Annotated in this window: 23 protein-coding genes and 1 other RNA gene; 22 read left to right on the top strand and 2 right to left on the bottom strand. The window is 33.5% G+C overall.

Annotated features, from left to right (window positions below; genetic code table 11):
* Positions 1-10: 10 nt before the first annotated feature.
* The 9 genes from C1Y58_RS15700 (at position 11) to C1Y58_RS15665 (ending at position 7,302) form a co-directional block, all read left to right on the top strand.
* Entirely contained in the window at positions 11-727 is a 717-nt protein-coding gene (locus C1Y58_RS15700) for a hypothetical protein (RefSeq protein ID WP_105617030.1), read from the top strand.
* A gap of 15 nt (positions 728-742) precedes the next feature.
* Positions 743-1,495, top strand: a complete 753-nt coding sequence (locus tag C1Y58_RS15695; protein WP_105617029.1) for a bactofilin family protein — start codon at positions 743-745, stop codon at positions 1,493-1,495.
* A gap of 3 nt (positions 1,496-1,498) precedes the next feature.
* On the top strand, positions 1,499-1,654 hold the full coding sequence (locus tag C1Y58_RS26490) for a hypothetical protein (RefSeq protein WP_157950138.1): 156 nt from the start codon (positions 1,499-1,501) through the stop codon (positions 1,652-1,654).
* 239 nt (positions 1,655-1,893) lie between these two features.
* Entirely contained in the window at positions 1,894-2,277 is a 384-nt protein-coding gene (locus tag C1Y58_RS15690; protein WP_105617028.1) for a CoA-binding protein, read from the top strand.
* Between the two features lie 123 nt (positions 2,278-2,400).
* Positions 2,401-2,637 (top strand): preprotein translocase subunit SecG, encoded by a 237-nt coding sequence (gene secG / locus C1Y58_RS15685; RefSeq protein ID WP_105617027.1) that lies wholly within the window; start codon positions 2,401-2,403, stop codon positions 2,635-2,637.
* A 101-nt stretch (positions 2,638-2,738) separates the two neighbouring features.
* Positions 2,739-4,952, top strand: a complete 2,214-nt coding sequence (gene rnr / locus C1Y58_RS15680) for a ribonuclease R (RefSeq protein WP_330404434.1) — start codon at positions 2,739-2,741, stop codon at positions 4,950-4,952.
* Positions 4,949-5,443: a metallophosphoesterase family protein gene (locus tag C1Y58_RS15675; protein ID WP_105617026.1), complete on the top strand. Its 495-nt coding sequence runs from the start codon at positions 4,949-4,951 to the stop codon at positions 5,441-5,443. Before rnr ends, C1Y58_RS15675 begins: the two co-directional genes overlap by 4 nt.
* A gap of 117 nt (positions 5,444-5,560) precedes the next feature.
* Positions 5,561-6,250 (top strand): response regulator transcription factor, encoded by a 690-nt coding sequence (locus C1Y58_RS15670; protein WP_105617025.1) that lies wholly within the window; start codon positions 5,561-5,563, stop codon positions 6,248-6,250.
* Positions 6,247-7,302, top strand: coding sequence for a HAMP domain-containing sensor histidine kinase (locus tag C1Y58_RS15665; RefSeq protein WP_105617024.1), 1,056 nt, complete (start codon positions 6,247-6,249; stop codon positions 7,300-7,302). The genes C1Y58_RS15670 and C1Y58_RS15665 overlap by 4 nt, the downstream gene beginning before the upstream one ends.
* Before the next feature lie 39 nt (positions 7,303-7,341).
* On the opposite strand, the gene C1Y58_RS15660 is transcribed toward C1Y58_RS15665, so the two are convergent.
* Positions 7,342-8,304 (bottom strand): S41 family peptidase, encoded by a 963-nt coding sequence (locus C1Y58_RS15660; RefSeq protein WP_157950136.1) that lies wholly within the window; start codon positions 8,302-8,304, stop codon positions 7,342-7,344.
* A 226-nt stretch (positions 8,305-8,530) separates the two neighbouring features.
* Here C1Y58_RS15660 and smpB point away from each other — a divergent pair, with 226 nt between their 5' ends.
* The 8 genes from smpB to C1Y58_RS15620 all read left to right on the top strand — a co-directional run bounded on the left by smpB (position 8,531) and on the right by C1Y58_RS15620 (position 15,389).
* A complete protein-coding gene (smpB, locus tag C1Y58_RS15655; RefSeq protein ID WP_105617022.1) occupies positions 8,531-8,998 on the top strand; it encodes an SsrA-binding protein SmpB in 468 nt (155 codons plus the stop codon).
* 41 nt (positions 8,999-9,039) lie between these two features.
* Positions 9,040-9,390: a transfer-messenger RNA gene (gene ssrA, locus C1Y58_RS15650) on the top strand.
* A 117-nt stretch (positions 9,391-9,507) separates the two neighbouring features.
* Positions 9,508-10,068: an RNA polymerase sigma factor gene (locus C1Y58_RS15645; RefSeq protein ID WP_157950135.1), complete on the top strand. Its 561-nt coding sequence runs from the start codon at positions 9,508-9,510 to the stop codon at positions 10,066-10,068.
* Positions 10,068-10,424: a hypothetical protein gene (locus C1Y58_RS15640; RefSeq protein WP_105617020.1), complete on the top strand. Its 357-nt coding sequence runs from the start codon at positions 10,068-10,070 to the stop codon at positions 10,422-10,424. Before C1Y58_RS15645 ends, C1Y58_RS15640 begins: the two co-directional genes overlap by 1 nt.
* A 12-nt stretch (positions 10,425-10,436) precedes the next feature.
* Entirely contained in the window at positions 10,437-10,907 is a 471-nt protein-coding gene (locus C1Y58_RS15635) for a zinc ribbon domain-containing protein (RefSeq protein ID WP_105617019.1), read from the top strand.
* Positions 10,908-11,077: 170 nt separating this feature from the next.
* Positions 11,078-12,031, top strand: coding sequence for an AAA family ATPase (locus C1Y58_RS15630; RefSeq protein ID WP_105617018.1), 954 nt, complete (start codon positions 11,078-11,080; stop codon positions 12,029-12,031).
* Positions 12,018-13,199 carry a DUF58 domain-containing protein gene (locus tag C1Y58_RS15625; protein WP_105617017.1) on the top strand — a complete coding sequence of 394 codons (1,182 nt, stop codon included), beginning with the start codon at positions 12,018-12,020 and terminating at the stop codon, positions 13,197-13,199. Before C1Y58_RS15630 ends, C1Y58_RS15625 begins: the two co-directional genes overlap by 14 nt.
* Positions 13,200-13,319: 120 nt before the next feature.
* On the top strand, positions 13,320-15,389 hold the full coding sequence (locus C1Y58_RS15620) for a transglutaminase TgpA family protein (protein ID WP_157950134.1): 2,070 nt from the start codon (positions 13,320-13,322) through the stop codon (positions 15,387-15,389).
* A 65-nt stretch (positions 15,390-15,454) separates the two neighbouring features.
* Here the strand turns inward: C1Y58_RS15620 and C1Y58_RS15615 are convergent, their stop codons facing one another.
* Positions 15,455-16,852, bottom strand: coding sequence for an MATE family efflux transporter (locus tag C1Y58_RS15615; protein WP_105617015.1), 1,398 nt, complete (start codon positions 16,850-16,852; stop codon positions 15,455-15,457).
* 147 nt (positions 16,853-16,999) lie between these two features.
* On the opposite strand from C1Y58_RS15615, the gene C1Y58_RS15610 reads away from it, so the two are divergent.
* The 5 genes from C1Y58_RS15610 to C1Y58_RS15590 all read left to right on the top strand — a co-directional run bounded on the left by C1Y58_RS15610 (position 17,000) and on the right by C1Y58_RS15590 (position 20,906).
* On the top strand, positions 17,000-17,440 hold the full coding sequence (locus tag C1Y58_RS15610; protein ID WP_105617014.1) for a MarR family winged helix-turn-helix transcriptional regulator: 441 nt from the start codon (positions 17,000-17,002) through the stop codon (positions 17,438-17,440).
* Between the two features lie 478 nt (positions 17,441-17,918).
* Positions 17,919-18,185 carry a CD3324 family protein gene (locus tag C1Y58_RS15605; RefSeq protein ID WP_105617013.1) on the top strand — a complete coding sequence of 89 codons (267 nt, stop codon included), beginning with the start codon at positions 17,919-17,921 and terminating at the stop codon, positions 18,183-18,185.
* Between the two features lie 128 nt (positions 18,186-18,313).
* On the top strand, positions 18,314-18,775 hold the full coding sequence (locus C1Y58_RS15600) for a GNAT family N-acetyltransferase (RefSeq protein ID WP_105617012.1): 462 nt from the start codon (positions 18,314-18,316) through the stop codon (positions 18,773-18,775).
* A 160-nt stretch (positions 18,776-18,935) separates the two neighbouring features.
* Complete coding sequence (locus C1Y58_RS15595) at positions 18,936-19,817, top strand: AraC family transcriptional regulator (protein ID WP_105617011.1); 882 nt, start codon at positions 18,936-18,938, stop codon at positions 19,815-19,817.
* Positions 19,818-19,883: 66 nt separating this feature from the next.
* A complete protein-coding gene (locus tag C1Y58_RS15590; RefSeq protein ID WP_105617010.1) occupies positions 19,884-20,906 on the top strand; it encodes a C45 family autoproteolytic acyltransferase/hydrolase in 1,023 nt (340 codons plus the stop codon).
* Positions 20,907-21,047: the final 141 nt, after the last annotated feature.

The raw sequence follows: 21,047 nt of genomic DNA, 5'->3' as shown, positions 1-21,047 counted from the left end.
AGGAATAGCTATGGAAGGTATACAAAATAAAAGAAGTAATGATAGGAGTAATATTAATATTCAAGAGAAGGTTAATGTAGCTGGAATGAATACCTTAAATGGTGATGTGATTTGCTTAAAGTTAAATGTGGCTGGAATGGTAAAAGTCAATGGCAATATAGAGGTAATGGAAAAAGCTGAAGTTGCCGGTGTTGCCAACTTCGAAAAAGACTTCATTGCTTCAGAGTGTAATATCAGTGGTAAAGCAAAAATACATGGTAGAAGCCAAGTTGGTGACATACACATAGCTGGTATGTGCACTTGTCTAGATGGTTTAGAAGGTAAGAAAATCAATGTAGCGGGTACACTTAAAGTTAATGGCGATACTGCTTGCGATGCCTTTTATGGTGAAGGTACCGTAAATATAGATGGGCTATTAAGTGGTGATGACATAAGTATTAATTTCCACCAGAGAATTAGCATTAAAGAAATTGGAGGAAAGAATATCACAATTAAAAGAAATGAAAGGGAATTATTTAGTCTTCTACAGTATCTGAATGGAAAGCCTCAATTATGCACAGAACTCATTGAAGGAGATCAAATCAATATTGAGCACACTGATGCAGGAACAATAAGAGGAGAAGATATTACTATTGGTGAAGGATGTGAAGTCAACTTTGTTGAATACAAGAGTAAGCTTAACGTACATCCAAATGCAAAAGTTAAGAAAGTATTAAAGGTTGAATAATAGGGAGGTAGAGTTATGGATCTAAAAATTAATGATAATAGTCAAGTTCAAGGTGGTAATTATAATGATGTAAAAGTAAACGGTAATCTTGTTATGAACGGTAACAGTGAGATGGATACTTTGAAGATTAATGGTAACTTTGAACAAGAAGGACATGTAAAAGTTCAAGATGAATTAAAGATCAATGGATCAGCCAACTTTCATAGTGAAGTCACGGCAGGAGAAGCCAAAATCAATGGTGATAGTAAGTTTATGGGTAGTACTTCTTTCTCAGAACTAAAAATCAATGGTGGAGCTTTATTTAAAGAACTATTAACTGCGAAAGAAATTAAAGTTAATGGTGAGCTAAGGTCTGAAAAGAATATTGAGACAGAATATATCAAAATTAATGGCAGTTTAATGGTACAAGAGAATGTAGAAGCTGAAAACTTTCGATCAAACGGTGAGTTTACTATTGAAGGGTTATTAAATAGTGATGTCGTAGAAATAATACCTAATCGTCATTGTACTGCCAAAGAGATTGGTGGTAGGTTTATTCGCATTGGATCAAGAAATATGAGATATTCATCAACGAAATTTTTAGGTAATATTCAAACAGAAGTTATTGAAGGTGACCTTATCGATCTGACTAATACTACATCAAAAATTGTTAGAGGCGACAAAGTAGTTATTAGGGATAATTGCAATATTGATAAGGTAGAATATAAAACATCTCTGAATGTAGTCGGAAATGGTAGAGTTAAGGAGTCATCTAAAATAGGAGGGTAAACCATGCTGTTTTACAGGGAGTTAGGTAGAAGATTAAATAACAATCAATTAAGGTATCACCAATATCTACAGATAGAACGTGATAATGAGCTGAAACGAGAATATGACAAAGATAACCATTGTATAAACTTTCAAAACATTGCAAAATATAATCAATAAAGATAAGTAGGGGGCTTAATAAGCCCTTTTCTCATTTTATATGACTTGCCAAGTGATACAGACTTGTTGAGGAAGACGGGCCTACCACTTTTGATGAAATGATTGTGACTTAAAAACGTAATATTGTGATAATATAATATAAGCTACTTTTCATGTTTTTTAATTTCTGTTATAATAAGATATATTCAATAGGAACCTATATATTAACTTGAAGACAAGAATGCAAGGAGGAGTTTTCGATGAATGCAGATCGAGCTGAAAAGATGTTAGATAAAAAAGTATGGGCTGTTGTTGGTGCAACAGTAGATGAAGATAAATTTGGTTATAAGATTTATAAGCGTTTAAAGGAGCACGGCTATAAAGTATATCCAGTAAGTCCTAAATACGATGAGATAGATGGTGACAGAGCCTATAAAGCTTTAGGAGATTTACCAGAAGTTCCGGAAGTAGTTGATTTTGTTGTTAACCCTAAAATTGGTATTAAAGTCATTGAGCAATGTCATGATTTAGGCATTAAGAATGTTTGGTTACAGCCAGGTACAGTGAGTGAAGATATTTTAAACTATGCCAAAGCAAAAGAAATAACAACTGCTGAAGCATGTGTCCTAGTAGCAGTAAGATAAAGTTCCTTGTTGGGATATTTTGTTTACTTAAAATACGCCTTGACATTTATAACTTAACGTATTATCATTGAAATAACTGTGTATTTATGATAAAATAGGTATGCTACTAAGGAGGTGCGGTTTGTGAGTACAGCTGCAATTATTGTATCAATTTTATTTGCAATTGATTGTGTTTTATTAATCGGTATAGTGTTATTACAAAAGGGAAAAACAGTTGGTTTAGGCACTATTGCTGGTGCAGGTGAATCATACTGGGGGAAAAATAAAGCGCGTAGTTTAGAAGGAAAACTTGAAAAAGGTACAAAGCTTCTTGCTACATTATTTATCGTTTTAGCTTTACTTTTATACATCATGATGTAATAGATAGGCACACTTTGCTAATAATGCGAGGTGTGCTTTTTTGTTAATGACTCAACCTAATATTGGTTATACTTATAATCAGTTGGTAGGGTATAAAATGAATGTCACATAAGAAGAATAATAAGAAAAGGATTAAGGTAAAAGGTGAGATTATGAATCAGAATAGAGAAGAAAAAAAGAATAAGATTTATGGATTTATAAAACATGAAGATTATAAACCAATGAAAATCAAAGATATCATGGTTCTATTAGGTGTATCGCCTTATGAAAGAGGAATCCTTGAGGATATATTAGAAGAACTCATTGATGAAGGTAAAATTGTACAAACCAAAAGAGGTAAATTTGCTACACCAGAAGCGATTGGCTTTATGAATGGTACTTTTGAAGGGAACCAAGGCGGTTATGGTTTTGTCGTTTTAGATGACCCTGAGGCAAGAGATATTTTTATTCCAAAGGATTGTACCAATGACGCTATGAATAAGGATAGAGTCTTATGCCGAATTATTCGTCCTGAGGAGAACGGTAGACGTTCAGAAGGTGAAATAGTTGAAATCATCAAGCGCGGGTCTACTGAAATAGTAGGTACTTTCCAACATAATAAGAGTTTTGGCTTTGTTGTACCTGATGATAATAAACATGCTAGAGACATCTTTATTTCAAAAAAAGATATGAACGGAGCAAAGACGGGGCATAAAGTTGTTGTAAAGATTACTAAATTTCCAGAACAAGGCAAAAAGCCAGAAGGAAAAATAATAGAGATACTTGGTCATGTAACAGATCCTACTACTGAAATTATCGCCGTTGTTCGTCAATATGAAATACCTGTGGACTTCCCAGAAGCAGTCATCAAACAGATCAATAGTATTTCAGAAGAAGTAAGAGAAGAGGACAAAGGAAGTCGTGAAGATATCAGGAATATGAAGATGGTCACTATTGATGGTGAAGATGCTAAAGATTTAGATGACGCCATTTCACTAGAGAAATTATCAAACGGTATCTATCGACTTGGTGTTCATATTGCAGATGTAACCCACTACGTTAGAGAGAATACCCCTTTAGATAAAGAAGCTTATAAACGTGGAACAAGCGTATACTTAGTGGATAGGGTTATACCTATGTTACCTAGAAAACTATCCAATGGCGTGTGTTCATTAAATGCAGGTGTAGATCGTTTAGCGTTATCTTGTTTTATGGATATTGATGCAGAGGGTAACGTAACGAATCACCGTATATCTGAAACACTCATCAACATTGATAAGCGTATGACTTATAATAATGTGAAAAAAATACTTGAAGATCACGATCCTGATCTAATCAATGAATATACTGATTTTGTAGACTTCTTCGAGCTCATGAGAGAGCTAGCTATGATTCTACGTGAGAAGAGAACAGAAAGAGGATCAATTGACTTTGATTTTGAAGAAGCTAAGATTTATTTAAATGATGAAGGTGTACCTGTAGAGATAAAGCCATATGAACGTAGTATTGCTACAAGAATTATTGAAGAGTTCATGCTTATATGTAACGAAACTATAGCTGAGGATCATTATTGGCAGGATGTGCCTTTTATGTATCGTTCTCATGAAGAGCCAGATCCAGAAAAGATACAGGGACTAAGTGAATTTATCTATAACTTTGGTTATAGCATAAAGGGTAAGCATGGTACGGTTCATCCAAAGGCAATTCAAAAAGTTCTAGATGATATAGCTGGATCATCAGAGGAACCAATAATCAGTAGATTAGTATTAAGATCAATGAAACGTGCGCAATACACTGCCACATCAGACGGGCATTTTGGTTTAGCTGCAAAATATTATAGTCATTTTACATCACCAATTAGGAGATATCCAGATTTACAAATACATCGTATAATTAAGAAAAACCTCAATGGTGAATTAGAAAACAAGTATGGAGCAATGTTATCCAATAAAATGCCTGAAATTGCTAAGCAATGTTCTGTTACTGAAAGAAGAGCTGAAGAGGCTGAAAGAGAAACTGAGAAATTGATGAAAGTAAGGTTTATGGAAGATAAATTAGGGCAAATCTTTGATGGTGTTATATCCAGTATAACTAAATGGGGTATGTACATCGAGTTACCTAACACAGTTGAAGGTCTTGTTCATGTTACCAATATGGAGGACGATTATTATAATTATGATGATAAAATGCATGTATTCATTGGTGAGAGAACCAAGAAAATTTATCGTCTAGGTGATCGTGTTAAGGTAAAACTCATTGACACAGATATCATTCGCAAAACAATTGATTTCATTGTAGTCAGCAACGATCTCCTTGAGGAAGATCATCAAGAATGATAATAGGAGTCATAGGGGATACACATTTGAAATATGATGATACGAAGTTGGATAATCTACTTCATCAGTTGGAAGATGTGGATCATATTATTCATGTTGGTGATTTCAATGATAGGCGTATATATGAGCGGATAAGATCAGTGAAGCCATTATCTGCTGTTTGCGGTAATAACGATGATTCTTTTTTAAAGAGTATATTGAAGGATTCTCAAATCACTACTTTAGAAAATATGAAGATCGGCATTACTCATGGGCATATGGGGAAAGGTAAAACCACCCCAGAAAGAGCCTTATCTATTTTTGAACATCAAAAGGTTGACATAATCGTGTTTGGGCATAGTCATCAACCGATGATCCAGACGAGGCAAGGTATTTTAATGTTAAATCCAGGTTCCTTTTTTCGAAAACGGAGAGAAAAGTATTATTCTTATATAGTGTTGGAATTAGGTGCTAGAATAAATGCACAACTTCTACTACAAGAAGAGGGCTGACGATTTTGTCAGCCCTAAATTTATATTTAATCAATATAAATTATTTATTAATAACCCATACTGATGTATAATCAAATGGATGATAGTAGAAATCGTTTTTGTATTGGAGGTGTACCCATGAAAATTCTCATAGCAGAAGACGAAAAAGATCTACGACATTTAATTAAAATTCATCTGATTAAGCAAGGCTTTGAAGTTGCAGAAGCAGAAGATGGAGCGGAAGCTTTAAATAAGTTGGATGAGGAAATTGATTTAGTGATATTAGATATTATGATGCCTAAAGTAAATGGCTTAGAGGTATTAAAGGAATTAAGAAGGTCAAGTAAAATACCGGTACTAATGCTTACAGCACGAGGGACAGATTCAGATAAAATACTAGGGTTAGGACTGGGTGCCGATGACTATATGGTTAAACCCATTAATCCGATGGAGGTTGTAGCAAGAGTGGAAGCTCAACTAAGAAGAGCCTACGATTACAGTCAAACCAATCTGTTATCGGATAGTGTTATAGAAAATGGAGACCTAAGACTAGAAATAGGTGGCTATACCTTCACTAAAGCAGGAAACTTAATTAGCCTAAATGCTAAGGAACTTAAGATTCTTGAGTTACTGATGACAAACTTAGATAAGGTATTTACGAAAAAACAAATCTATGAAAAAGTTTGGGGTGAGTATTACTTAGGGGATGATAATACGGTAATGGTTCATATCAGTCATATCAGGGATAAGATTGAAGATGATTCAAAGAACCCAAGGTATCTCAAAACGATTCGTGGATTGGGGTATAAAATGGAGAGTGTCAAATGAAAAAGATATCCCACTCATTATTCGCATATACAGTAATCGTCGATATTCTCGTTATCCTCATGTTTTTTGTAGCTATTATTATCATGATTCTAACAAAGCGAGATGATGACATTAGTAATGTATTCTTTACCTTCTTTTTATTGATTGGAGTGACTACTTTTTTATTTGCCAGGGTTGTATCAGGTAAGATATTAAAACCTTTGAATGAGATACTGAAAGGTGTTCATCAATATCAAGAAGGAAATTATAATCATGAAATTATTCTAAAGAGTAATAACGAGTATGCCATTGTTGCTAAAGCCTTAAATGATTTAGCAAAAGGGATTGATGATGAAAAAAGATTAACAAGGCAGTTGGAGACTTCTCGTAAACAATTGGTTATGGACATATCTCATGATTTAAAAAACCCCTTAGCGAATGTTCTAGGATATAGTACTTATTTACAAAAAGATATCAAACATATGGATGAAACAGAAATCCATAACTATTTGCAGATTATCGTTAACAATTCCACCAGGGCTAATCATCTAATAGAGGATTTATTTGATTTCACAAAATTAGATGCTAATCATTACGAGTTGCACTTAGAGGAGTTAGATTTCTGCCAGTTTATCCGTGAAGTGATTATGGAGTATCTACCAGAAATTGAAGAGAATCACTTTAAGTATGATTTTATCATACCAGAAGAGCCTTTAATTCTAAGTTTTAGCCCTAAAGAAATGAGAAGGGCCATAAGTAATCTGTTTGAAAATGCTATTAAATATAACGGTGAAAATACAGAATTAAGAGTTGAAGTTATTTATACAAAGAGAATGGTTAGGTTAATTTTAAGCGATAATGGAATCGGTATACCAAAAGAAATGCAAGAAAGTATCTTCAGTCCTTTTAAAAGAGTTGATCCATCTAGAAATTCTAAGACTGGTGGATCAGGATTAGGACTTTGCATCACTAAGAAGATTATTGATATGCATAATGGTTGTATCATTCTTCAAAGCGATATCGGTAAAGGGACTATTTTTAGAATTACGTTGCCTAGAGATGGATGGAGGTAAGAACATGGTGTTCTTACCTCCAATTAGACTTCACTTTTATTAATTAACAGTGTTCTTAATATACATTTCAGCATAATCAATAATGCTTTCATCTGTAGAGTGTATAACATCTGGCTGAATACCACTTTGATGGATACTATAGCCATTAGGGGCTTCCCAATACATGGTTGTTGCTTTAAAAGCATAACCATCTGTAAGTGGTAATGTAAACTGTCCAATACCTTTGCCGAAGGTCGTTGAACCGATAAGTGTTACATTAGCTAAGTGGTCTTTTAAAGCCACGATAAAACTTTCTGATGCACTTGCTGTACCTTCATCTTGTAAAATAACAATATGTTCAAAATCAAAATAAGGTTTACCATTACTCATCATATCTCGTGTTAGTAAATCGCTTCTTGTAATATTGGAACTAATGATGGTATCCTCTGGTAAGAACAGGTCAGCAATATCATAAAGAGAAAAGACGTCACCGCCACCATTGTTTCTTAGATCAAGTATTAAGTAGGGGTAACTGTTTAACTCTTCTTTATTTTTCTTTATGTATTTTTCGGTATACTTTGAAAAGTTGGTTATACTTAAAAAGACTGTATCTTCATTAATAGTTTCAAAGTAAGACTCGTTGGCTTCCTCTTCTTCATAAATCTTCATTTGCTCATAGGCATTTGGAGTGTAAAGATAAGTGTAACGATCATTATTGGTTTTTTGAATCTCATTGCTCATGACTTCTATAACTAGATAATCAAAGTAATCGTCATATTCTTCTTCGGTAATTTGTAAATTTAATTGCTCATTAAACATTTGATCCATGGTCTCGGTATAGACATAGTGATCTGTCATGACATACTTAAATGCTAAATAATTATAGTTCTTATAAATATAAATGCCACCACATAAGATGATTAATAATAAAAATAAAGTAAGAATTATAAATTTTCGTTTTAATTTTCGATATTTTTGTTCATAATTTAATCTAGGACCAAACTTATAGCGCTTATTATACATTTTACGAAAACACCTCCAAGTTCTATTATAGTAGTTCAAGTTGTAAAAAACAATAAAATGGCGGATATGTAATATGAACGTAACTTGCATTTTAAAGGAGATATGTTATAATAATGTAGCGATAAAAGAATAATTTTCAAGGTTTTGTAAGTAATTTACATTGAACTTATAATCATTTTACGATATGATATAAGTCCGCTGGTTGATGAAGTAAGGAGTGGGACCTATGGCAAAAGACACATATAAATTAATAGCACAGAACAAAAAGGCTCGTCATGACTACTTCATCGAAGAATCATTTGAAGCGGGACTAGTGCTCCATGGCACAGAGGTAAAATCCTTACGTAATGGGAAGTGCAGTATTAAAGAAAGTTTTATCAAAATTATTGATGGTGAAGCATTCATTATGAACATGCATATTAGTCCTTACGAAAAAGGAAATATCTTCAATAAAGATCCTTTGCGTACACGTAAACTATTGTTGCATAAAGAACAGATTAATAAGATGCAAGGTGCTGTAGCTGCTAAAGGTTTTACAATTGTGCCTTTACAGGTTTACCTAAAAGGTAGTTTGATGAAGATGCAGATAGGTATAGCACGAGGTAAAAAACTTCATGACAAACGTCAAGATATCGCAAAAAAAGATCAACGACGTGAAGCCGAGAAACAATTTAAAGTAAAGAACCTTTATTAAGTTAATAAAATCACTGCTTAGCAGAGATTTTATATATATAAGGGGGCGTACTGGTTTCGACGGGGATCACAGAAGTTGGAGTAGCCATTCGCACTTTCAGGGTAGTGCGTTAACAACCTGAACATTTAAATTAAACGCTGAAGATAATTTAGCATTAGCTGCCTAATGCAGCTTGTCCTACTTAAGTCTCCCACAGCTTAAACTAGGGCATCATTCAACGTGGGGAACTTCTCCTTCAAAGCTTTGAGAAGGAAGAAGAATTATGAAGCTACTGAACTCTAAAGCCTGTCGTTAGGCGTTAGAGGGAGGGAATGTCAAATTAGCGACTGTAATGGGAGAAACTCTAATGGATGGGTTTTCGGACAGGGGTTCGATTCCCCTCGCCTCCATTCGACAAAACACGACACATAAAAATGTGGTCGTGTTTTTTTTGAATTTTTTTCGAACCTTTGTAAATCTCATTCGTAGTAATTAATGTAGATGATAATTTACTGGAAAGGGGTGAAGATGTGGATGAAGCTATAATTATTGAACGGTGTAAAGCAGGTTACAGTGATTACTTTGAAATTCTAATAAAGAATTATGAACAATCACTATATAAGTATTGCTACTATTTAACAGGTTCAGAAGAAGAGGCAAAAGACCTCTTTCAGAATACTTGGCTAAAGGTAATCACCAAGATACAAATGTATTCCGAAAAATATACGTTCAAAAATTGGTTGTTATCCATAGCTACCAATACTTATAAAGACTGGTATCGTAAGCAAAAACGTTGGTCTAGTAAGCTCAGACGTTATTTTACTGTGAATACCATGGAAACAGAACTTTTATCCATTCCATCTGATACCCTTTTACCTGAAGATGAATGTATATCGGATGAAACTTCTGAACAGTTGAAGCAAGCAGTTTTAGCCTTAAAACACCATTATAAGACGGTGATTCTATTATTCTACTTTGAAGAAAAACCTATTAAAGAAATAAGTTTTATTCTGGATATACCAGAAGGTACAGTGAAATCACGTTTGAATCAGGCAAAAAAAATATTAAAACAGGAATTGGAGGTGGAATGATGAGTCAACAAACAAAATCGTCATTGGATCTAGATAAAGAACTCTTTGAATTAGGCAAGAAGCAGGTTCATAGACCAACAGATTTATCAACAGAAACATTTGAAAAGATGAAGATAGAACAGGACGAAAAAGATGTTCAAGCCATGTCTTGGATATTAGGTTTTGCATTAGCAGCTAATGTCATGTTTACTCTAATAGCAATTTGTTTTATAGGTTTGAGCTTGTATTTCAATAATCACTATTGGCTTATTCTCATTCCTATGTCCTTTACTATCCAAGTGAGTTTAGTTGTTATAAGTTTAGTTTTTAAAGAACCCATTGTAAAAGGGTTATCTAAATTTTTAAAAGTCATGTAGGAGGTTGATTTAATGGCAGATAATCAAAAGTTATTTAAAATTATTTTTTGGTTCATCACAGGTTTCATATCATTGTTTATCATTAGTATATTTACGATGCTCTATTTAAACGTAGGTACGATGTCACCTGATGACCAAAAAGCTGTAGCTGTCATAACTGTTCTGGCTATAATATTCTTGTCCATACCAGTATTGATTGGAGTATTTGTGTATAAAGATGCCAAGAAACATCATCTCAATCAATGGATGTGGACCTTAGTTGCAGTATATGTTCCCTATTTATTAGGGCTCATTATCTACCTTGTTATGCGCAACAATGAAAAGAATAAGTTGAAGTGTTTAGGTTGTGGCAAGTCAATAGAAAGAGATTATGTTATGTGCCCCCACTGTGGTCATTCATTAAAACAGAAATGCCCTAATTGTGATAAGCATGTTAATGAAGAATGGAAGGTATGTCCTTATTGTGAAGCCAAGTTAAAATAGAATACTATTTAATCTATCCACAACAACCAGGGATGTTGTGGATTTTTTTGTATAAAATTTAATTGTAAAAGCAAAAAAATGTTAATTTTATAACTGATAATCATGGTATAATAAAAGGAAAGTATTGAAGATTCATAATATTTTAATCAAATAAGAGGGAGTGTGAAAGCATGGGAAATATACAGGAGAAAATGAATCGTATCATTGACAACATTGAGACAGTATTTATCGGGAAGAGAGAAGTCGCTGAGATGCTTGGCCTTACATTGATCTGTGGAGGGCATGTTTTAATAGAAGATATTCCAGGGGTTGGTAAGACGACAGCTGCAGCATCCCTTGCTAAATCAATTCATGGATCCTATAAAAGAATACAGTTTACCCCTGATGTCATGCCAGCTGATATAACAGGCTTTTCGATGTACAATCAAAAAATTAATGAGTTTGTGTACTATGAAGGCGTTGTCATGAACAATATTATTCTGGCGGATGAGATTAATAGAACATCACCAAAGACACAATCAAGTCTCCTTGAAGCCATGGAAGAAAGTCGCGTAACAGTAGATGGTAATACTTATGAACTGCCAAAACCCTTCATGGTCATTGCAACTCAAAACCCAATAGAATTTTTAGGAACCTATCCATTACCAGAAGCACAATTAGATCGCTTTTTTATCAAAACACAAATTGGTTATCCCTCCTTAGAGATGGCTCAGCAAATTATGCGAACCTATGAAAAGGATAACCCACTAGAAAAACTAAGACCTGTTGTAGAGATTGAGGATATCCTGAAAATGCAGCGAGATATAAAGGAAGTATACATATGTGAAGAATTAGTGGAATATATTCTCAAACTTGTGAATGAGACGAGAAGGCATCCAGACATACAATTAGGAGCTAGCCCAAGATGTGCTATCCATTTAATGTTTGCAGCAAAGGCTTGGGCTGCATATGCAGGAAGGGATTTCGTTATACCAGATGATATTCAAAAATTTGTAATACCCGTCACAGCTCATCGGTTAGTGATGAAGCAGCAAGTAGCTGAAGCTAAAGGCAGTGAGGAAAAGGTTTTAAATGATATTGTTAAAAAAGTGGGCATTCCGGTGAAGATTTATGAGAAAAAATAGATTAGTTTATGGTTTGATGTTACTGATCGCTGGTATTTTTGTTTATCAAGTCCCAGGCACAATATCTGCAGCATTATTTTATATGCTCCTTATCCTACCTATTTGTTCGCTTTTTTATGTTTTTATTACATTCATGGTCTTTAAAGTAAAACAGGATATAGACTCTAGGCATGTTTTAAAAGGTGGTAATACTCAGCTAACCTGTACCATCTATAATGATACCAGTTTTCTATTTCCTCCTATGGAACTTAAGCTGATTGGAAGTTCGTTATTATTCAATGACCCTATAAAAAAAGAAGAATTTATCTTAGTTCCAAAATCCAAGCGTACTTTTAACTATTCACTCCAGTGTAAGTACCGAGGAGCTTTTTCTATAGGTATAGAAGCGGTGATTATCAAAGATCCCTTTAGATTGTTTTCTATCCGATTTAAAGGTGTTGAGGCTATAAAAATAATGGTTTATCCTAAAATTATTCTATTAAATGATACCAGTATGTTATTAGAGTCTCATAAAGAAAGTAGTAAGTGGAATAACTTGATGTCCCATGATCCTTATAGTGTATCTGAAATAAGACCATATCATCATGGTGATTCTAAGAAAAATGTGCATTGGAAAATGAGTGCTAAAATGCAGCAATGGATGGTTAAAATAAAAAAAGAAAAGCTTAGAAAAAAGGTAGTCATGTTACTAGATACAAAGAGTTTGAGAGTAAGTGAAGAAGAAAAGTTATTCCTAGAGGATTATTGTATTGAATTAATGGTTGGTCATATCAAGGTATTTTTGGATCATTGGATACCAACACGTCTATTGTATAATGATTTAAATAACTATGATAAGATGGTGATAGGGGCTAAAGATTTCAGAATATTTTATAAACAACTGGCTATGGTGCAATTTGCTCCTAACCGAAATATGGAAATTTTAATTGATAATTTGTTAGAAGAGAAGAGGAATGGAAAGCATTTAGGGATGGTTCATGTTTTTACGTTTCATATATCTGAAGCTTTAATAGCTAAGCTAACGGCGCTTAAGGGAAGTGATGAAATAGTCTTTGTACATCATATCCTTGCTAATGCTTCAGCTTCTAAGCAGGTACAAAATTCATCCAGCATGAACGACATGCAGGAAAAAGGATTAACCATTAATCAATATATGCCCCAACTTTAGGCGGGTATTGTTGAGTAACTTATCGGAGGTGAGACATGTTTGCGATATATGATGAGTTATTGTTTGAGTTTGTGTATTATTCTATCATTGAGTACATCATTGGGGTATTCCTATTCCATAATGCAGATTAGCTTGATAACAGCTGGTTGTTTAGGTGTGCTTATTGTAAGTCTCTATAATAAAAAATACTTTTCAATAGCAGCTTTAAGCCTTTTCGGTTCAGTGCTATTATTAGGTAGCATTCTAAGCTATAAGTACCAAATGAATACTGTTATTAATTCAGTAGTAACTTTTTTTGAGGAAGTGTATAAAACATTTGTTATATCTGATTATTATTTAGCAGAAGAATACCATATTTATTCGATTATATTTATCTCCTTCTTATTAACTTTAGCAGTTTATTTTCTTACTGTTAAGTATTTTAAACCTAAAGTCATTATAATAGGTGGATTAACATATTTTGTATGCTGTCAGATGATCCGATTATCCTATAATCGATATGGCTTCTTTATTTTCTGTTTCATTGCCATTTTGTATTATCTTGAAGGAAATGTATACAGACGGATATCATGGGAAGGTATTCGTGACGGGAAGAGAAGGCTGAGTAGAAGAAGTCTTATGGTTTTCAGTATACTACTAATGTCCTTTTGCTTATTATTAACACATAAGAATACCAATGCTTTAGGTTGGGTAAATGAGGTAGCATCTGACATTAGTAAAATACTCGGATTATCGACAGGACAATCAACAGGTATTCAAGAAGATAGGGATGTTTCTGATTTGGAAAACAAACCCTATCATAATGAAAGTTTTATGATGGCAGTGGAGGCTGATGATATCCTTTACTTGAGGGGGATGGTCTTTGATACTTTTGATGGTACAACGTGGACTGGAGGAGAACCTCAAATTGAGACGGATAATTATCAAGAAAATATTGAAGGGTTGCATCTCTTAGCAGAAGGTGGTGACGTGAACAATTTATATGAACTAGCTACTGCCACTGTAACCTATAAGAACATCGCAACAGATCTACTGTTTACCCATCTCAATACTGTTGAATTAAATGAGATAGAAGATTTAGAAGGTAAAGATTATACATATACTTTTCAGTATTATAGGCTTCAATATGATGATCCCCAGTTTGTAGAACTACTACGTAAAAGTAATAAGGAATCAAATGAAACAATCTATAATAAATATATTACCCTTCCGCAAGATATTTCTGAAGATATCATAGAGATAGCAAAGAACATCACAGAACCATATGATGCAGACATTGATAAAGTAAGAGCTATAGAGGCTTATTTATCTTATAATTATACCTATACATTGGAACCTGATTTATCCAATTATGATCATGATGATATGGTTAATTACTTTCTTTTCGAGTCTAAAGAGGGGTTTTGTATTCACTATGCCTCAGCTATGGCAGTCATGGTAAGAGCGTTAGGGTTACCAGCTAGATATGTTACAGGCTATAAACTACCCTATACAGTTCCTGTAGATGAATTATTAGAGTATGAGTACATTTATTATGAGGATTTAGATGTAAAGGTACCAGCCTCTGAATTTGGTATCCAAACCTATGCAGTCTATGATACTGATGCACATGCTTGGGTTGAAGTCTATTTTGATGGCTTTGGTTGGTTAGCCTTTGAACCGACGAAGGTGTTTTATGAAGAATTTCATCAATATGCTGATGATACCAATCTATTGCTGCCTACATTAACAAATTTATCTGAGACGATGATTGGTCAAAAAGAGGTCAATGGAAAAAACAAGTGGGTACTGGTCTATGGTCTTTTAATCTTCCTCGTAGTTGTTATATGCATCCCATTACTTATACGATTGCAGCTTAAGATAAGGTATAGCCATTCCAAAAGTAAAGATAAACTGATTCTGCAGTACCATTATCATATGATGCTATTAGGACTACTATATAAGCCAACAGAACCCTCTTGTACAATTAATCAATATATGCAAGGGGTAGCAGATTACTTTAAGGATCAGGATATTGATGTTATGCAAGGAGCAAAAATATTTGAAAAGAGTATGTATGCACAAGACACGATTCAGATTAATGAGTTGATTTTTATAGAGAACATGTATAGCATGCTTAAAAACTTAACGAAGCAACGTATGAAAAGAATTCAGTATATGTGGTATAGGTATAGAAATAAAATTCTATAGGAATTGAGATGAGAATGATAGAACCCAGATAGCATCTAAAGGTGCCCTGGGTTCTATCAATGAATTTAAGAGGTAACAAGTTGAGCTTGATCAGAGTCTTTTTCTATCTTAACAGTCTTGGAATCTGAATCATAAGGTTGTCTTACGCTTTTAATCAACAATATAGCTGTTGCTATGATTGTAATAGCATCTGCAACAGGAGTAGCTAGCCACACACCTGTTAATCCAAAGATGCTTGGTAGGATTGTAACGAGGGGAATCAACAGTATAAATTGTCTCAATGATCCCAAAATGATAGCTTCTTTGCTCTTAGCTATTGACTGAAAGTAAGCTGTACCAATGAAACCGATGCTCAATAATGGTAGCATGATGGTGCTATATCTCAGTCCGGTGATTGCTATGGACATGGTACTTGATTCTTTGCTCAAGAACATAGACATAAAGGTTTCTGGGAAAAGTTGTAGTGCAATAAACACAAGTACCGCAAATATAGTTGATGCTGAGATACCGAATAGGAGAGTTTTATTAACTCTCTTTTTATCTTTTGAGCCATGGTTGAACCCAATGATAGGCTGCATGCCTTGTTGAATCCCTAATATAGGCATGACAAATAGTGTTGAAAGACTACTGATGGCGCCCATAGCAGTTATAGCTGCGTTTCCACCATAGGTGATCAATGCTCGATTTAGAAATACTGAGGCTACACTTGCTCCAATGGTTGATAAAAACGATGTGAAGCCAATACTAACAATACTTTTGATCTCTGCAAGTTGAGGTATAAAGCTCTGTCGAGTAATAGATAAAGTACTTTTTCCTCTTAAATAAAAAGATACTAGTACGATGAAACCAAGGATTTGACCTGTAATAGTAGCTAAAGCCGCACCTTGCACACCCCAACCGAAGATACCTATAAATACAAAATCTAAGGCAATATTTGTGATGGCACCAACTAGCATGGATACCATAGAAAGCATTGGATAACCTTCTATTCTCACAGTACTACTCAGAACAAAAGAAGTAATTTGAAATATAAAACCGATTAATACAATGTTCATATAGCTTGCAGCATAAGGTAGTAAACTAGCATTAGACCCTAACAAAGTCAATAGTGATTCCATATTAGGGTAACACACTGCCATAAGTACAAAAGCTACAATAACACCTAGACTTAATGCGTTACCAAAAGTCTTACTTGCTCCGTCTTTATCTTTTTTTCCAAGCTTAATAGCCATTATTGAAGCGCTACCTGAACCAATTAAACTTGCAAATGCTATAATCAGCATCATCATAGGGAAGGTGACTGTTAAGCCGGCTAATGCATTTTCACCAGCATACTGACCTATAAAAATTCGATCGACAATATTATAGATAGCGTTTACGATCATAGCAATAATTGCAGGAACTGAATATTGGGTAAGTAACTTGCCAATAGGTGCAGTTCCAAGCTGTTGAGTTTTGTCCATTCTTACTACACCTCTTCTAAAATAGTTTTAATTTGAACTATTATTATCTTAACATCTAAATAATACCTTGTCAAATAGTTTTATTTAAAACTTATTCTATGAAGTGGACAAATCATATGTTATAATAAAGCTAGAAGAGGTGAGACAATGCGTGAGATCGATATTAGTAGCATTTTTGAACTAAACTATATTATTGAAAATACATTCTTTTCTAAATTAAAGGATAAATTCGATTTCCCAGATGAAATAAAAGATACACATATAAAAGCTCTCATCATCATTAATGAAGGTAATAAAATAACCATGTCCCAAGTTAGTCAAAAACTCAATCTTGTAAAGGGTGCATTTACTCCAGTTGCAAATAGATTGATCAACTTTGGTTTTGTTGAGAAGATGAGATGTGAAGAAGATAAACGGGTTAGTTACCTGTCATTAACTCAAGCAGGGTCTGATTTTGTTACTGATTTAATGGGAATCATTACAGATGATATTTTGAACAAAATTAATAAATTAAGTGATGATGAACAAGAAGCATATTTTGCAGCTATTAAGTTTATTGTAAGCACAACAAAAAAAATAATGGATTAGGTTATTAGAGAAGAATTGTATTATAAAAACCTATAGATAGACTTTTCACTTTGTCTATTCTATAGGTTTTTAATTAATGATTATAATTCAAGATTAACGATTGTTTTAATAATTGTTGAACTAAATGGAGTCCTTGTTAAGTGTTAACTTGCCAAAAATGTCTTTCTAGATTATATATACTGTGGTGCTAAACGACTAATAATCCTATTCAGATAATGCTAATCAGATATATTATAGGTGGAATTAATTTAACAAAGTGGACATTTTGTTAAATTATTGCTATGATTGAAAGGAGGACTCAGTAAAGATTTTAATTAATGAGTTCATGTAATAGGATTGGAGTTGATTGTATGAAGTATCCATCTTTAAAAGTTTTCTTACGACCATAGCAAAGACTGCTATGAATGTAGGTAAATAATAGAGTTTGTACATAGTAGTCTTTGCTTTCCTTATAGTATATAAATAAGGAGGAGCAACTATGGGCTATGTTAAAGCACAAGATGTATTACCAGAAGAAATTATTAGATTAATTCAAGATTACGTAGATGGAGAGTGTTTATATATCCCAAGGAAAAGCGTAAATAAAAAATCTTGGGGAGAAGCAAGCGGCGCCAGATCTATGCTTAATAAAAGAAATATTGAGATATGTACAGAGTTTCTAAAAGGATCTTCAATAAAAGAATTAACACAAAAATATTACTTATCTGAAAAGAGTGTGCAAAGAATTATATATACGATTAAATAATGATAGTATTTAAAAAGGGGGATGCCTATGGCATCTCTTTCTCATGTTCATTTAGAACTATTTTTGAGGTAGTACTGTCATGGGTTTCTTGGTAGAATGATGATAACACATATAAGGGGGGTGTAAGCATGTATATTGATTTTAGAAAACCTTCTAAAGAGGATGCTAAGGATATTGCCGAATGGAAGTATGAAGGGATCTATTCTTTCTATGACAATGATAAAACGGAAGCCAAGCAGCAATGGGCAAGAAACATACACCATGAAGAGAATACCTTTGCATTATACAATGAGAACAAGGAACTAATAGGCAATTGTTGTTTTGATTTTGATGAGGAAGAGGGCATTATATTTGGTGTGCAGATGAGACCAGATTTAACAGGTAAAGGTATGGGGACGGATCTTATAAAGATCATACTCGACTTTGGTAAAGAGAAGTATCAATATGATGAAATAAAACTATATGTAGCCAAGTTTAACAGAAGAGCCATCAGAGTTTATGAGAAACTAGGATTTGTTGTTAATGAGGAGTTTTTATGGCATGTTAATGGTGAAGAAAGAGAATTCATTGGCATGTTTAAAAGATTTTAGATAAATATTTATTTATACGTAAAGCCATAATATGCAAGACAGCATGCTATGGCTTCTTTTTGGAGAAAGTGTTATTAGCTAATTTAAATGGCTTGATATTATATAGCCTAACAGATACTATATAAAGATAAGGTGTATGATCAAGGTGGTGTATCAGTAAATGGATTATTTTAATATAGTTAAGGAAGCAATTAAATATATAGAGAATCACTTATTTCATCATCTATCTATACAAGATGAAATATCTAAAAAAATGTATATATCAAAATATCACTTTCATCGCGTTTTTTTCATGGTTGTTAATGATACTATTGGCAATTATATTAAGAAAAGACGGTTTACTGAGATAGCTGAAAGAATAGTAAATACCAATGATCGAATCATTGATATTGCACTAGATTGTCAATACAGCAGCCATGAAGCATTTACGCGGGCGTTCAAAGAATATTTTGGTCAAACGCCAAGCCAATACAGAAAAAATCCTATAAAGAACCCACTTCTATTAACAAAAAAAATAAATGATTATCAATTAAAATATACTTACTATGATATGGCAGTGGAGCCTTCCATTATTGATTTAAATGAACTGAAATTGATTGGAACAATGGGAGAAACATCCCTTAGTAACAATAATCTTGATCAAATATGGAAGCTTTTTAAATCACAAATTCATTTGATTGATAATAAGACGAAGACTAGAGTTGGATATACCGTATGGATGGAAAGTGAAGATGATAGTAGGCTGATTAATGAAAATTATAACTATGATGTACTTGTAGCAGTTAAGGTGGAGAAGGTTATAACCGTTCCTAAAGAGATGCGATTATTAGTAATCAATAAAGGGTTATATGCTGCCTTTGAAATAATTGAATCCTTCCAGCATTTATATCAATTGTATGGTTATATTTATTTTGTATGGTTAAAGAAATCAGATTATCAATTACGTGATGGCTATATTATTGAAGAATACAGTAACGATTTCTCTTTACATGCTTCAGATGCTAAAATAACAATTTATGTGCCAGTAGAAATAAAGCAATAATTATCAAGTATTAACGTTCTTATATTTGCTATGATGAATGTAAGCAAATGTAAGGAGATGATATGAATGTATAAGCCACGACTTCAGGGAGATCATTATGACATGGGATATCACTATGGTAGTTTACTATATAAGAATGGAGTTCGTTTTGATCAATTAATAGAATTTGACGAAGAGAGACTAGATTTCGGGGTTAAGAGTTTAAATATCAGTAATGAGACCTACCCTGAAATTAATAGAGAGATTGAAGGGATGGCAAAAGGATTAAAGGTTGATTATGAATCCTTTGGAACATTCTTAGTTACAGCTGGTGCTTTTTCATTTGACTTTGGATGCAGTACATTTTGCTATAGAAAGGATTCACAAATATATTTTGCTAGGAATCATGACATGTTTGTTCAGCTAAAGAAAACCACTGAAAGTGTATTGTATAGACCTGATGGTGGATATTACTTTATTGGACAAGGAGATGCTTTGATTGGTAAAGAAGATGGTGTAAATGAGCATGGTTTGGCTGTAGGGATGACATTTGTAGCGCCTAAATTAGTAAAACCGGGGATGAACTTTTTGTTCATGGTGCGTATGGTATTAGAAAAATGTAAAACTGTAGAGGAGTCCATTGATTTGTTACAATCTTTAAAGACCTCAACGTCGCATAATGTAGTACTTGCAGACAGAGAGGGGGATATGGCCGTCGTTGAAATGTGTCCAGAAAAGATAATAGTTCGAAGGCCAACGAAAGATGCAGATTTCATTATTGCTACAAATCATTTTCAAGATTCTCAAATGCTCAAGTATGATAATCGACCTGATGAAGATTGGTATTATACAAAAACACGATATGCAACGATTTATGAAAGTTTAATTAATCATAAAGCTTATGATTTACAATTAGGTATGGATATCTTATCAGGTAAAGAAGGTTTTATCTGTCAATATAAAAGGAGTATGAACTTTGATACCTTATGGTCAATATGTGTCGACTTAGGTCAACTAGATATATATAGGTCAGTAGGTAATCCTAGAAAATCCAAATTTAAAAAAGAAACCCGCCTACGATGGGCAATGGATAAAAGAGATAAAATCTAAGAATAAAATATTTGAGTATTTAATATAAACGCAATCTCCCACTTATGTAAGTGGGGGATTTTTGTATACCTAATTGACTTAGATAGGAAAGAGGCTTGAAGCTGATTTAGATGTATGATAAAGTATATGAGTGGTTATGTG

Origin of the sequence: Vallitalea okinawensis (genome assembly GCF_002964605.1) — a bacterium.
In the GTDB taxonomy this organism is placed as follows: Bacteria; Bacillota; Clostridia; order Lachnospirales; family PQDH01; genus Vallitalea_A; species Vallitalea_A okinawensis.
The sequence above is the reverse complement of the archived record's forward strand: the minus strand, read 5'-3'. Positions and strand labels throughout refer to the sequence as shown.

Excerpts from the sequence above, each read along its gene's own strand:
- C1Y58_RS26490 (WP_157950138.1), top strand. The coding sequence starts at position 1,499 with ATGCTGTTTTACAGGGAGTTAGGTAGAAGATTAAATAACAATCAATTA.
- C1Y58_RS15695 (WP_105617029.1), top strand. The coding sequence starts at position 743 with ATGGATCTAAAAATTAATGATAATAGTCAAGTTCAAGGTGGTAATTAT.
- smpB (WP_105617022.1), top strand. The coding sequence starts at position 8,531 with ATGGCAAAAGACACATATAAATTAATAGCACAGAACAAAAAGGCTCGT.
- rnr (WP_330404434.1), top strand. The coding sequence starts at position 2,739 with ATGTCACATAAGAAGAATAATAAGAAAAGGATTAAGGTAAAAGGTGAG.
- C1Y58_RS15635 (WP_105617019.1), top strand. The coding sequence starts at position 10,437 with ATGGCAGATAATCAAAAGTTATTTAAAATTATTTTTTGGTTCATCACA.
- C1Y58_RS15670 (WP_105617025.1), top strand. The coding sequence starts at position 5,561 with ATGAAAATTCTCATAGCAGAAGACGAAAAAGATCTACGACATTTAATT.
- C1Y58_RS15605 (WP_105617013.1), top strand. The coding sequence starts at position 17,919 with ATGGGCTATGTTAAAGCACAAGATGTATTACCAGAAGAAATTATTAGA.
- C1Y58_RS15690 (WP_105617028.1), top strand. The coding sequence starts at position 1,894 with ATGAATGCAGATCGAGCTGAAAAGATGTTAGATAAAAAAGTATGGGCT.
- C1Y58_RS15590 (WP_105617010.1), top strand. The coding sequence starts at position 19,884 with ATGTATAAGCCACGACTTCAGGGAGATCATTATGACATGGGATATCAC.
- C1Y58_RS15615 (WP_105617015.1), bottom strand. The coding sequence starts at position 16,852 with ATGGACAAAACTCAACAGCTTGGAACTGCACCTATTGGCAAGTTACTT.
- C1Y58_RS15630 (WP_105617018.1), top strand. The coding sequence starts at position 11,078 with ATGGGAAATATACAGGAGAAAATGAATCGTATCATTGACAACATTGAG.
- C1Y58_RS15595 (WP_105617011.1), top strand. The coding sequence starts at position 18,936 with ATGGATTATTTTAATATAGTTAAGGAAGCAATTAAATATATAGAGAAT.
- C1Y58_RS15665 (WP_105617024.1), top strand. The coding sequence starts at position 6,247 with ATGAAAAAGATATCCCACTCATTATTCGCATATACAGTAATCGTCGAT.
- C1Y58_RS15700 (WP_105617030.1), top strand. The coding sequence starts at position 11 with ATGGAAGGTATACAAAATAAAAGAAGTAATGATAGGAGTAATATTAAT.
- C1Y58_RS15610 (WP_105617014.1), top strand. The coding sequence starts at position 17,000 with ATGCGTGAGATCGATATTAGTAGCATTTTTGAACTAAACTATATTATT.
- C1Y58_RS15600 (WP_105617012.1), top strand. The coding sequence starts at position 18,314 with ATGTATATTGATTTTAGAAAACCTTCTAAAGAGGATGCTAAGGATATT.
- C1Y58_RS15660 (WP_157950136.1), bottom strand. The coding sequence starts at position 8,304 with ATGTATAATAAGCGCTATAAGTTTGGTCCTAGATTAAATTATGAACAA.
- C1Y58_RS15675 (WP_105617026.1), top strand. The coding sequence starts at position 4,949 with ATGATAATAGGAGTCATAGGGGATACACATTTGAAATATGATGATACG.
- C1Y58_RS15625 (WP_105617017.1), top strand. The coding sequence starts at position 12,018 with ATGAGAAAAAATAGATTAGTTTATGGTTTGATGTTACTGATCGCTGGT.
- C1Y58_RS15620 (WP_157950134.1), top strand. The coding sequence starts at position 13,320 with ATGCAGATTAGCTTGATAACAGCTGGTTGTTTAGGTGTGCTTATTGTA.
- C1Y58_RS15640 (WP_105617020.1), top strand. The coding sequence starts at position 10,068 with ATGAGTCAACAAACAAAATCGTCATTGGATCTAGATAAAGAACTCTTT.